This window comes from uncultured Salinicola sp. (assembly GCF_937921195.1).
Lineage (GTDB): Bacteria > Pseudomonadota > Gammaproteobacteria > Pseudomonadales > Halomonadaceae > Salinicola.
Genome location: NZ_CALFQK010000086.1, coordinates 1 through 12008, shown reverse-complemented (window position 1 = coordinate 12008; position 12008 = coordinate 1). Strand labels below are relative to the sequence as shown.

The 12008-nt window shown below is 65.9% G+C and carries 14 protein-coding genes; 9 read left to right on the top strand and 5 right to left on the bottom strand.

Going from position 1 to position 12008, the window contains the following annotated elements; genetic code table 11:
- Positions 1-135: 135 nt before the first annotated feature.
- Positions 136-552, top strand: coding sequence for a PaaI family thioesterase (locus Q0602_RS07455; RefSeq protein WP_149436106.1), 417 nt, complete (start codon positions 136-138; stop codon positions 550-552).
- Positions 553-573: 21 nt separating this feature from the next.
- Here the strand turns inward: Q0602_RS07455 and Q0602_RS07450 are convergent, their stop codons facing one another.
- Positions 574-966, bottom strand: coding sequence for a DUF423 domain-containing protein (locus Q0602_RS07450; RefSeq protein ID WP_295037699.1), 393 nt, complete (start codon positions 964-966; stop codon positions 574-576).
- 142 nt (positions 967-1108) lie between these two features.
- Between Q0602_RS07450 and Q0602_RS07445 the strand changes: the two genes are divergently transcribed.
- The 4 genes from Q0602_RS07445 (at position 1109) to trmB (ending at position 4507) form a co-directional block, all read left to right on the top strand.
- Positions 1109-2587: a sodium:alanine symporter family protein gene (locus Q0602_RS07445; RefSeq protein ID WP_298841046.1), complete on the top strand. Its 1479-nt coding sequence runs from the start codon at positions 1109-1111 to the stop codon at positions 2585-2587.
- An 87-nt stretch (positions 2588-2674) separates the two neighbouring features.
- Positions 2675-2875 carry a sulfur carrier protein ThiS gene (gene thiS / locus Q0602_RS07440; RefSeq protein WP_295037695.1) on the top strand — a complete coding sequence of 67 codons (201 nt, stop codon included), beginning with the start codon at positions 2675-2677 and terminating at the stop codon, positions 2873-2875.
- 32 nt (positions 2876-2907) lie between these two features.
- Positions 2908-3705 (top strand): thiazole synthase, encoded by a 798-nt coding sequence (locus Q0602_RS07435; RefSeq protein ID WP_295037693.1) that lies wholly within the window; start codon positions 2908-2910, stop codon positions 3703-3705.
- A 76-nt stretch (positions 3706-3781) separates the two neighbouring features.
- A complete protein-coding gene (gene trmB / locus Q0602_RS07430; protein WP_298841041.1) occupies positions 3782-4507 on the top strand; it encodes a tRNA (guanosine(46)-N7)-methyltransferase TrmB in 726 nt (241 codons plus the stop codon).
- A 27-nt stretch (positions 4508-4534) separates the two neighbouring features.
- On the opposite strand, the gene Q0602_RS07425 is transcribed toward trmB, so the two are convergent.
- Positions 4535-5443 (bottom strand): DMT family transporter, encoded by a 909-nt coding sequence (locus tag Q0602_RS07425; protein WP_298841038.1) that lies wholly within the window; start codon positions 5441-5443, stop codon positions 4535-4537.
- Between the two features lie 93 nt (positions 5444-5536).
- Here Q0602_RS07425 and Q0602_RS07420 point away from each other — a divergent pair, with 93 nt between their 5' ends.
- A complete protein-coding gene (locus Q0602_RS07420) occupies positions 5537-6472 on the top strand; it encodes a LysR substrate-binding domain-containing protein (protein ID WP_298841035.1) in 936 nt (311 codons plus the stop codon).
- 181 nt (positions 6473-6653) lie between these two features.
- Here the strand turns inward: Q0602_RS07420 and Q0602_RS07415 are convergent, their stop codons facing one another.
- On the bottom strand, positions 6654-7574 hold the full coding sequence (locus Q0602_RS07415; RefSeq protein WP_298841033.1) for an AEC family transporter: 921 nt from the start codon (positions 7572-7574) through the stop codon (positions 6654-6656).
- A gap of 90 nt (positions 7575-7664) precedes the next feature.
- Between Q0602_RS07415 and Q0602_RS07410 the strand changes: the two genes are divergently transcribed.
- Positions 7665-8201, top strand: a complete 537-nt coding sequence (locus Q0602_RS07410) for a hypothetical protein (protein ID WP_298841031.1) — start codon at positions 7665-7667, stop codon at positions 8199-8201.
- 61 nt (positions 8202-8262) lie between these two features.
- Here Q0602_RS07410 and Q0602_RS07405 read toward each other — a convergent pair whose 3' ends face one another.
- A complete protein-coding gene (locus tag Q0602_RS07405) occupies positions 8263-9012 on the bottom strand; it encodes an FKBP-type peptidyl-prolyl cis-trans isomerase (protein ID WP_295037683.1) in 750 nt (249 codons plus the stop codon).
- An 86-nt stretch (positions 9013-9098) separates the two neighbouring features.
- Positions 9099-9611 (bottom strand): TIGR02444 family protein, encoded by a 513-nt coding sequence (locus Q0602_RS07400; RefSeq protein WP_298841028.1) that lies wholly within the window; start codon positions 9609-9611, stop codon positions 9099-9101.
- Positions 9612-9678: 67 nt separating this feature from the next.
- Here Q0602_RS07400 and abc-f point away from each other — a divergent pair, with 67 nt between their 5' ends.
- Together abc-f and Q0602_RS07390 are read left to right on the top strand one after the other, a co-directional pair.
- Positions 9679-11607: a ribosomal protection-like ABC-F family protein gene (gene abc-f, locus Q0602_RS07395; protein ID WP_298841026.1), complete on the top strand. Its 1929-nt coding sequence runs from the start codon at positions 9679-9681 to the stop codon at positions 11605-11607.
- Positions 11608-11673: 66 nt separating this feature from the next.
- The gene (locus Q0602_RS07390) at positions 11674-11904 is read left to right on the top strand and encodes a ChaB family protein (protein ID WP_149436091.1); all 231 of its coding nucleotides are present in this window, start codon (positions 11674-11676) and stop codon (positions 11902-11904) included.
- Positions 11905-12008: the final 104 nt, after the last annotated feature.

Here is a 12008-nt window from a genome sequence, read left to right as displayed (position 1 = left end):
CCAGCTTCCAGCTTCCAGCTTCCAGCTTCCAGCTTCCAGCTTCCAGCTTCCAGCTCTCTGGGCTATCTTGACGGCGGCGCTGTCGTTCCCGTCGATGCTGCGCCGCCCGTCGAACAGCCATCCAGGGAGAGCCCGATGACCGTGATGACCGCCGCCGAAATCGAGGACTTCCTCGATGATGTCTTTCCCCAGCGTCAGGGCACCATCGAAGCCGTCGATCACATGCGGGCGACCATGAGCCTGGCGATCGAGGACGAGCACCTGCGCCCAGGCGCCTGTGTCTCCGGCCCGTCGATGGTGAACCTGGCCGACGTCTGCCTCTACGTGGCGGTCCTGGCCCAGATCGGGCCGGAAGCGATGGCGGTGACCAGCAGCCTCAACTGCCACTTCCTGCGCCGTGCCCGCGGCGACCGTGACCTGATCGCCAACGCGCGCATTCTCAAGCTCGGCCAGCGGCTGGCGGTGGGTGAAGTGCAGCTCTTCTCCACCGGCGACAACGAGCCCGTGGCGCTCGTCACCGCGACCTACGTGCTGCCGGATCGCGACGATTGATCTCCGTTGACTCGACCGCGGTCACGCCTGGCCCGTGACCGGCCGCTGACGCCAGGCGCTCCACGCCAGCACCAGCCACCCCGCCATCAGCAGCAGACCGCCGAAGGGCGTGACGACCCCCAGCACTCGCATTCCGCCGAGCACCAGCAGGTAGAGCGAACCGCTGAACAGCACCATCCCCGCGAACCACAGCCCGACGGCCAGACGCTGTCCGCGCAGGGCCTGTTTCCCCTGCCAGCCGAGCACGGCCATGACCGCCAGCGTGTGCCACGCCTGGTAGCGCACGGCGGTGTGGAAGACCTCGAGATCGCGCGGCGTCAGCGTGTTCGCCAGCGCGTGAGCGCCGAAGGCACCGGCCGCCACGATCAGAAACCCACTCAGGGCGGCAAAAAACCAGGGCCACTTTTGGTGCATGTTGCGACTCCTCGATGGCGGCTATGCTTCTGGAGGGCGTCAGCCGCGGAATTGACGCCCGCTAGTCTAGCGCGTAAAAAACCGGCTCGGCAGCCGCCTGCCAGCGTTTGCGACGTCATCGTTACCCATAAGGACTTCCGAGATGGATTTCATCAACACGCTTCACGACGCGGTCTATGCGGTCATGACCCCGGTCAGCGATTTTGTCTGGACTTATATTCTCCTGTACCTGCTGCTGGGCGCCGGGCTCCTGTTCACCGTGCTCACGCGTTTCATGCAGTTCCGGCTGTTTGGTCACATGGCGCGGGTCACGTTCAACAGTCGCGGTTCGGGGACGGGCGTCAGCGGCTTTCAGGCCTTCGCGACATCGCTGGCGGCCAGGGTCGGCACCGGGAACCTGGCAGGCGTGGCGATTGCGCTGTGGGTCGGCGGCCCCGGGGCGATCTTCTGGATGTGGATGACGGCGCTGGTCGGCTTCGCCACCTCGTTCATCGAGTCGACCCTAGCCCAGACCTACAAGAAGCGCAACGAGGATGGCGTCTTCCGCGGCGGCCCCGCCTACTACATCGAGCGGGCGCTGGGACAGCGCTGGATGAGCGTGCTGTTCGCGGTCTTCCTGCTGATCGCCTACGGGCTCGCGTTCAACGGCGCGCAGTCCAATACCATCGCACAGGGCCTGTCCCAGGCGTTCTCGATTCCCAACTGGGTGACCGGTGTCATACTGGTGATCATCACCGGGCTGGTCATCTACGGTGGACTCAAGTCCGTGGCGCGCACCGCCGAGAAGATCGTGCCGATCATGGCCATCGGTTACTTCCTGGTGGCGCTGTACGTACTGGTGGTGAATCTCAGCGAAGTGCCCGCGATGCTGGAGCTGATCGTCAAGAGTGCCTTCGGCTACGGCCCCGCCGTCGGCGGTGCGGTGGGCTACACCATCAAGATCGCGATGGAAAACGGCATCAAGCGCGGCCTGTTCTCCAACGAGGCGGGCATGGGCTCGGCGCCCAACGCCGCCGCCCAGGCCGACGTCAAGCACCCGGCGGCGCAGGGGCTGGTGCAGTCCTTTGGCGTGTTCATCGATACCCTGGTCATCTGCAGCTGCACCGCGGTGGTGATCCTGCTTTCCGGCGTCTACGAACGCCTGATGAGTACGTCTCCGGGGCAGGATATCGTCGGCATCCAGTTGACCCAGGATGCGATGGTCGACCACCTCGGCAGCTTCGGCGAGATTTTCATCGCGATTGCGATCTTCCTGTTCGCGTTCACCTCGATCATCGCCAATTTCTCCTACTCGCAGATCAATATCGAGTACCTGTTCAAGCGCCATGCCAAGGCGGCGGTATCGGTATTGCGCGTCGCGGTGCTGGCGATGGTGATGATCGGTTCCGTGGCGCAACTGCAGTTCGTGTGGGACTTCGCCGATCTCGCCATGGGGCTGATGGCCACCACCAACCTCGTTGCCATTCTGCTGCTGTGCCCCGTCGCCCTGCGCGTGCTCAAGGATTACGAGCGCCAGCGCAAGGATGGCGTGCGCGAGCCGACCTTCGACCCCAAGGGCGTGCTGAAGCGGCCCGAGCAGGTCGATGCCGATGTCTGGCCGGCGCGCGAGAGCACCGTCTAAGTTCCGCGCGAGGCTTGACCGGGATGCCTGATTCTCCTGGAGGCGCTACAATGCGCCTCCTCGAGATCCGCTTCAGGGAGAGCCGTCATGCAGATTCAGCTCAACGGTGAGCCCAGTCAGTTCGATGGCGAGCCGACGCTGGCTCAACTGGTCGACTCGCTCGGCCTGTCGGGGCGGCGCATCGCCATCGAGGTCAACGAGGAGATCGTGCCACGCAGCCTGCACGCGCAGACACGCCTGAACGACGGCGACAGCGTGGAGATCGTGCACGCCATCGGTGGCGGCTGAATCGCCGCCTGATTCACGACCAGGAGCCATCCATGTCCCAGCCGATTCAGGACGCCCCGTTGACCGTCGCCGGACGTCGCTTTGCCTCGCGCCTGTTGGTCGGCACCGGCAAGTATCGCGACTTCGAAGAGACCGCCGCGGCGATCGAGGCCAGCGCTGCCGATGTGGTGACGTTCGCGGTTCGCCGGACCAATCTGGGCCAGAATCCGGACGAGCCCAATCTGCTCGACGCCATTTCACCGTCACGCTACACGCTGCTGCCCAATACCGCCGGCTGCTATACCGCCAAGGACGCCGTGCGGACCTGCAGGCTCGCCCGCGAACTGCTCGATGGCCACAACCTGGTCAAGCTCGAGGTCCTGGGTGACGACAAGACGCTCTATCCCAATGTGGTCGAGACGCTGGCGGCCGCCGAGACGCTGGTCAACGACGGTTTCGACGTCATGGTCTATACCAGCGACGATCCCATCGTGGCCAAGGAGCTGGAAAAACGTGGCTGCTGCGCGGTGATGCCGCTGGGATCGCTGATCGGTTCCGGCAACGGCCTGCTCAATCCGGCGACGCTGGCGATCATCCTCGAGCACGCCGAGGTGCCGGTACTGGTCGATGCGGGCATCGGTACGGCGTCCGATGCGGCGCTGGCGATGGAGATGGGCTGCGATGGCGTACTGATGAACTCCGCCATCGCCCACGCCAGGCATCCGGTGATGATGGCCAATGCCATGCGCAAGGCGGTCGAAGCCGGACGCGAGGCGTTCCTCGCCGAGCGCATGCCACGCCGCCAGAGCGCCAGCCCCTCTTCGCCGTTCGCCGGGCGTATCAACGGCTGAGCCTTGCCATCGACGCCCATGGGGCCGCCTTTTGCCGGCGGCCATTTCCCTCTCTTTTGCCTGTTGATTCCTCTGCATGACTGACAAGACGACGCCTGACAACGAATCCGTCACCGATACGCCCGCGCGCCGAGGCATCAAGAGCTACGTGCTGCGGGCCGGCCGCATGACGGCGGCGCAGGAGCGCGGCCTGAAGGAGGTCTGGCCCAGATGGGGGCTGACGGTGGCCGATGGCCGCCAGGATCTCGAGCAACTGTTCGGCCGCCAGGCCCCCTGCGTGGTGGAGATCGGTTTCGGCATGGGCAAGTCCCTGGTCGAGCAGGCGGAAAGCCATCCCGAGACCGACTTCATCGGCATCGAGGTCCACGCGCCCGGCGTGGGCAAGCTGCTCGACGAGGCGGACAAGCGCGGGCTCACCAACCTGCGGGTCTATCGCGAGGATGCGCTGGCCGTACTGGCGGACTGCCTGCCGGAGGCGAGCATCGATACGCTGCAGCTCTTTTTCCCCGATCCGTGGCCCAAGAAGAAGCATCACAAGCGGCGGATCGTGCAGTTGCCGTTCGTCGAGCTGGTGCGTTCCCGGCTCGAGCCGGGCGGCAAGCTGCACATGGCGACCGACTGGCAGGCCTACGCCGAGTTCATGGCAGAGGTCATGGCCGAGGCACCGGGGTTCGTCAACACCGCGCCGGCCGAAACGGCGCCCTTCGTCGAGCGCCCCGCCTTCCGCCCGCTGACCAAGTTCGAAAGCCGCGGCGAGCGCCTGGGGCATGGCGTCTGGGACCTCATCTATCGCCGAGATTGATCGCGCCGGTGGTCCCTCCGGCAACGCTCAATGCGCACAGCCATCGAAGTGCCGCAAGCGGTAGTTGGCGACCAGCGCGATCGCCACGCCCAGCAGCGCCAGGGCCATCCCGCCGAGCTGGAGCGTGTCAACGCTCTCGCCGAACATCCACGCGCTCCACAACAGCGTGACCGGCGGCGTCAGGTAGATGGCGCTGGAGACCGCGTTGACGCCGACACGACGCAGGCAGACGGTAAAGAAGCCGTAGCCGCCGAAGCTCGACAGCGCGATCAGCCAACCCAGTGTCTGCCAGGTCATCAACTCACTGCCCGGGCGCTCGAGCTGGCCGTCGCCCAGCGCCGCGACCAGAAAGACCAGGCTCGCCGCGCTGAGCTGCGCCGTCAACGTGGCCGGCATGCCGAGGCCCGACGGACGCCGGGAGGCGAGTACGCTGCCGAGGGTCACGCTGACCACCGACAGCAGCGGCAGCACGTAGGCCCAGCCGATCGCGCTGCCGGCACCCTGCCAATCTCCTGCGATGCACAAGGCGACGCCGGTCGCCGCGACACCGAGACCTGTCCAGGCCACCGGCGGAAGCTGCTCGCGCAGCCAGAGGGTGGCGATGGCGGCTGCCAGCAGCGGCTGCTGGGCGGTGATCAAGGCGGTGGCCCCGGCGCTGACGCCCAGGCCGACGGCCAGCATCACGCCAAGCAGATAGCCACCCATGGTGAGCGCGCCGACCCCCATCTCGCGCAGCCAGCCGGAGAGTGTCGCCGCGCGTCGTCGGCTCAGCGACCACCATAGCGCGGCGATCGAGGCCGCGAGCAGGAAGCGCCAGGCAAACAGGTCCATCGCTGACATCGGTGCCTCATCCGCCAGGCGGCTGCCGATGAAGCCGGAGCTCCAGCAGAGCACGAAGCCGGTCATCAGGGCTGCGTTCAGCGTCGCGTTGCGCATGCCAACTCCTCCTCTTGTCTCGGGACGATGCGGCTTGAGTCTGCGCGCGCTTGCGGATTCAATGAATCGAATAAAAATCGATTGGTGTTCAATATGATTGAAGTCAGCTCCACGCTCGATCTCGAACTGCTGCGCACATTCCAGGTGGTTGCCCAGACGGGGTCGCTGGCGGCCACGGCGGAGATCCGCCACCGTACGCTCAGCGCCATCAGCATGCAGATGAAGCGCTTGGAGACCGAGCTGGACGTGCGGCTGCTCGAGCGTGGTTCGAGAGGGGTATCGCTGACCCCGAGTGGCGAGGTGCTGTTGCGCGAAGCCCGCGAGCTGCTGCGCGTCCACGACACCCTGATCAGCCGGTTCAGCGGCGAGCGCCTGAGTGGCCGCGTCCGACTGGGCATCCCCGAGGACTATGCCCGCGAGCTGCTCGACGACACCCTGCCCCAGTTCATGGCGCGCTATCCGGGCATCCTGCTGGACGTCAACACCGATACCAGCGGCCGCCTGGCGCGGGCACTCAGGAAGCGTCAGCTCGACTTGGCCATCGTGCTCGACCATGCCACGGGGCTGGAGGGGGGAGAAACGCTATGGCACCCCACGCCGGTGTGGGCGGCGCCGATTCAGGGCGCCATTCACCGGGAGGCGGTGGTACCGCTGGCGGTCCATCCCGAGCAGTGTCCCTATCGTCATCTGGCGATCGAGGGGCTCGACTCGATCCAGCGACCGTGGCGAACCGTCTTCACCAGCACCAGCATCCACGCGGTGGAGAAGGCCATCGAGACCGGAATGGCGATCGGTGTGCTCGATCGCGAACGGGTCACCACGGCGATGCGGGCGCTGGACGAGAGCGACGGTCTGCCGCCGATCCGGCGATGTGTCGCCCGACTGCACTTCGCCCAGGCGATCGATGCCGCGTCGCAACCCGCCGTCGAGGCTCTGGCCCAGTTGCTCCGGGAGCGATTGCACGGTCGCGGGCCCTGGCAGCGGGACGCCTTGAGTGGACGCGATACCGGACAGCGGCCGCGGGCATGAAAAAAGCCGCCCCTGGCGGGGCGGCACTAAGGACCGTGACTAGCTTGATGAGGAGATAACCATGGCAGGAACCTGACATTCGCTGCTGTGGTCAGTGGCGTTTGGCGACGCCACGAGAGAAAGGTTAATCATTCTCATTTGTGATTGCAAGCGTAACGAGAATCTTTTTTATTTGCACTCGTCAACTCACACCGAAGGCGTGCAGCAGCAACGGCAGGGTCGCCATCGCCAGTAGCGTCTGACCGGTGATCACGGCGGCCATCAGCTCGGCGTCGCCGCCCAGCTGACGGGCCAGAATGTAGGCGGAGGTGGCGGTCGGCAGCGCGGCGAACAGCAGTGCCACGTCGCGATCCGCGCCATGCAGACCGACGGCCCAGGCCAACGCCACCACGATCAATGGCGTCACGATCAGCTTGAGTCCACTCGATAGCCAGAATGCCTTGCCGCTGTGCCAGAGCGCCTGAGGCCGCAGGGCAACCCCCACTGCCACCAGCCCCAGCGGCAGCGCGGCGTTGCCGAGCAGGCCGATGGCCTCGAAGCTCCAGCCGGGCAGGCCGACGTCGCCAAGATTCAAGGCGACGCCCAGCAGGCAGGCGAGAATCAACGGATTGCGCAGCAGCGCCAGGGCGCTCTGGCGCAGACTGGCGCTACCCAGCGTGCCGGAGGCGATGAACGCCAGCACGCAGAGGATGTTGGCCGTGGGGACCATCAGCGCGACGGCGACGGCCGCTACCGTGGTGCCGGCCGCACCGTGCAGGGCCGTGGCACCGGCGACGCCGACATAGGTATTGAAGCGCACCACGCCCTGGAAGGCGGAAGTGAAGGCGGCCGGCGCCAGCTGGAGGCGATGCCGCATCAGCCACAGTCCCAGACCCATCATCGTCATGGTGCCGACCAGCGTCACCCCGAGCCGGATGACCGGGACCTGGCTGACGTCGGCGGTGGCCAGTGTCGCCACCAGCATCGCCGGGAACAGCAGGTAGTAGATGAAGCGCTCGAGCCGTGGCCAGAAATCGCCGCCCGGAAAACGTGCCCAACCCAGCCCCGCACCGAGTAAAATCAACAGAAATAGCGGGCCCAGGGCGTTCGCGATGTCGCTCATGTGTCATCCTTGTCGAGCGCTTCGGTGATGTAGCGCCGGTGATGGCCAGTCTATCGACTAATGCCCAACGCTTGGAGTCTCTGAAAGTCCATGGCTGCCTACGAAGAGGAAACCACCCGACCCCGCATGCTCAATCTGCTGATCGGGGTCACCCTGATGACGATCGTCATCGCGCTCTGGTATCTACTCGATTACTACTATCTGCGGGAGTCGACCCGCGACGTGACCTGGTATCCGCCGGCGCAGGGCTGCGTATTGCTGGAGGGCGGGTGCCACGCCAACCTGGGGATCGACTCGTCGGTGGCGTTCGCGCTGCAGGAGACGCATGACGAGGCCGGCACGCTGACGTTCGAGGCCCGTGTCCAGGGCCGCTCGCCGCAGTCGGTGACGGTCCAGTTCATTGGTCGCGACATGAACGTGCATTCACGTCGTCTCGCGCTGCAGTCGCAGGGGGATGGGCTGTTCGTCGGAGAGGGGAACCTGGGGCTGTGCAGCGCGCATGTGGACGCCTGGCGGGCCCAGGTGGTCGTGCTCAGCGACCACGGCCTGAAGGGGAGCTGGTTCGATTTCGACAGCCATGATCTGGGCAGCGGGACGATGGGGCGTAAAGACAAGCGCTGCCTGTAAACATCGACGCCGGCCTGGAAGGGCCGGCGTCGGGGAGGACGTGCGGTACGCGGTACAGCGTCTAGCTGTCGTCGTTGTCACCGTCGTCGCTGCTGCCGTCGTCGGCGGCATCGTCAGGATTGATCGCGAGCAGTTCCACCTTGAACTGCAGGGCCTGGTTGGGGCCGATGGGGCCGCCGGTGCCGGCCGGGCCGTACGCCAGGTCGGAGGGAACGGTGATTTCCCAGGTATCGCCGACGTGCATCATCGTCAGCGCTTCCTGCCAGCCCGGAATGACCTGGTCGACCTTGAACGAGATCGGCTCACCGCGCTTGTAGGAGCTGTCGAAGACGGTACCGTCCGGCAGGGTGCCCTCGTAGTTGACGCGGACGGTATCGTCGGCGCTCGGGGATTCGCCGTCACCGGACTCGAGAACCTTGTACTGCAGGCCGGAATCGGTGGTCTTGACGCCATCCTTCTTGGCGTTTTCCGCGAGGAAGGCTTCGCTCTTCTTGCGGTTCTCGTCGGCGACTTTCTTCTGCTCGGCCTTCTGTTCGGCCACTTTCTTCTGCTGATACTGGGTCAGCGTGGTGCTGATCTCGTCCTGGCTCATCTGCAGATCGTCGTCGCCATAGACATCCTTGATCGCCGCCGCGAACGCGTCGACGTCGAGATCCTTGATGTCCTTGGACAGGCCCTGACCGAGTGTGGCGCCGATGCTGTAGCTGAGTTTCGCCTGATCGCTGTCGAGATCGACCTTGTCCTGGGCGAGAGCCGTTAGCGGCAGCGTCATGATGCTGCCGAGGGCGACGGCGGTTACCAAACGTTTCATGCAAACTCCTTGGGTCAGGATTGAAACCGATGCTGGCCAGTGTGCGAAAGAAGCCTCAAACACCGGTGGGTGGTCGTGATGTGACTCTAACAGGTGGATTTTGGTTCCGCATCCGGGGCATCGATTATCCAGCGCGCCAGCAGACGACGTAACGGCGGGTAATCCTCGGAGGGCACCTCGCGCAGCATCCGACAACTGTCCAGCGCCTGTTCGAGGGCCGCAGCCGTCATGGCCTCGAGGGCGGGCAAGGCGGCCAGCCGCGCCAGCATTTCACGCTCGGCCTGCAGTTCCGCCTGCTTGAGGGTCTGGCGCAGCGGCTCCAGTCGGGGGTGGCGCGACACCTCGGCTTTCAGCGCCCGGCGGCGACTGCGCAGCGGCACGGTCATTTCCTGTTGCCAGCGCCTCGCCGCGGCCAGGGCCTGGCCGGCCTCGGGATCGGGGCGCAGATGGCGTTCGCTCAGCCAGGCGACCCACAGCAGTTCGCAGATATCCCAGCCATGATCATCCTGGAGCCTCAGGCATTCGGCTTCGACGCCGGGGCGGGCGTAGCGGTCCAGGGCGTAGGTCCAGAGCGAACCGGATAGATCGTCGGCGGGCATGGCACTCCATACCGATGGCGGATGGCTGGTAGAATGAGGGCCCATTCGACGCGCCCTGGAGCCCGGCATGATCGCATTTCGCCAACTCGCCCTGCAACGCGGCACCCGACGGCTGTTCGAGGGCGCCGACCTGGTGCTGCACGAAGGCCAGAAGGTCGGCGTCGTCGGTGCCAACGGTGCCGGCAAATCGAGCCTGTTCGCGCTGATCCGGGGGGAGCTGGGCGCGGATGCCGGCAGCGTCGAGATTGCCGGTGGCAAACGCATCGCCCACATGGCTCAGGAGGTCTCGGCCATCGAGCGGCCGCTGGTGGAGTTCGTGCTCGACGGCGACGTGACCCTGCGCGAGACGGAAGCGGCGCTGGCCGAGGCCCAGGCCAGTGGCGACGTGCAGCGCGAGGCGTCGCTGCATGGTCAGATCGAGGCCCTCGACGGCTATACCGCCCGGTCCCGGGCCGAGCAGCTGCTGGCCGGCCTGGGATTCGCGCAGGAGGATCTCTATCGCCCGCTGGCGGCGTTCTCCGGTGGCTGGCGGATGCGCGTCGGCCTGGCCCGGACGCTGTTCACCCCCTCCGAGATCCTGCTGCTGGACGAGCCGACCAACCACCTGGACCTGGATGCGCTGCTATGGCTCGAGCAGTGGCTGACGCGTTACCCCGGCACGCTGATGCTGATCTCCCACGACCGCGATTTCCTCGACGCGGTCTGCGACCACATCCTGCATATCGACCAGGCGCAACTGATGCTCTATCGCGGCCATTACAGCGCCTTCGAGCGCGCCCGTGCCGAGCGGCTGGCGCAGCAGCAGGCGGCGTTCGAGAAGCAGCAGGCCCGACGCGCCGAGATCGAGAGCTTCGTCGAGCGCTTCCGGGCCAAGGCGACCAAGGCGCGCCAGGCCCAGAGCCGCCTGAAAATGCTCGAGCGGATGGAAAACATCGCCGCCGCCCGCGCCGACTCCCCGTTTCGCTTTCGGCTGCCCTGCGCGGACAAGACCTCCACGCCGCTGCTGTCGTTGGATCGGGCCGCGCTGGGCTATGCCGACCGTACGATTCTCGAGGAAGTGAAAGTGTCGATCCTGCCCGGCGAGCGCATCGGCTTGCTGGGGCCCAATGGCGCGGGCAAGTCGACGCTGATCAAGACCCTGATCGGCGACCTGCCGCCGCTCGCTGGCACGCGCGTTCCAGGGGACAACCTGGTGGTCGGCTATTACGCCCAGCATCAGCTCGAGCATCTGGATGTGACCGCCACGCCGTTCATGCACGTGCAGCGACTCTCGCCGACGGCCGGCGATCTCTCGATCCGCAACTTCCTGGGCGGTTTCGGCTTCCGCGGCGACGACGTCTTTGGTGACGTCTCGCGCTTCTCCGGTGGCGAGAAGGCGCGGCTGGCACTGGCGCTGGTGGCGTGGGAAAAGCCCAACCTGCTGCTGCTGGACGAGCCCACCAACCATCTCGACCTGGACATGCGCGAGGCGTTGGCCGAGGCGCTGGCGGAGTACGAGGGCGCGGTGATCATCGTCTCCCACGATCGCCATCTGTTGCGGGCCAGCGTCGACACCTTCTGGCGTGTGGACGACGGGCGGGTCGAGCCCTTCGACGGCGATCTCGACGACTATCATCAGTGGCTGAAGTCCCGCGAGACGGAGCGCCGGCGCGACCTGAAGCAGGAGGCGCGCCAGGAGAAAGGCGCGGCGGACGGCGGTGATCGCAAGGCGGTGCGACGGGCGGCCGCCGAACGCCGCGAGCAGATGAAACCGCTGCGCAGGCAGCGCGATGCGGCGGAAAAGAAGCTCGACAGGGCCCAGGGTGCGCTTTCCGCGATCGAGGCTCAACTGGCGGATCCGGACATCTATGACGCCGGGCGCAAGGACGAACTGACACGGCTGGTGCGGGAACAGGGCGAGCGTCAGGCCGAAGTGGAACAACTCGAGAGCGAGTGGATGGCGGCGGAAGAGGCGCTGGAAGCGCTGGAGGCGGAGCTGATGCAGGCGGAGTCCTGAGCCGGTCTTGACGCCTCTCCCGAGCGTCTACACTGAGACGGAACGTCGTACTCAAGGAGAGAGTCCATGCCTTACGATTCCCGTGACGATATCCCCGACAGCGCGCGCAAGGTGCTGCCGCCACACGCCCGCACGATCTACAAGGAGGCGTTCAACGACGCCTGGGAAGAGTACAAGAACCCCGAGGATCGACGCGGCGACAGTTCGCGCGAAGAGGTCGCCCACGCCGTGGCCTGGAAGGCCGTCGAAGCGAAGTACGCGAAGGGCGACGACGGCAACTGGCATCCGAAGGCTTGAGCTAAGAGCTAAGAGCTAAGCCAGCGACAAACGTCGCTGGCTTAGTTCTGCATGACAAACCGCATGCTGATTTTCGCGGCTCGCGGCTCGCGGCTCGCGGCTCG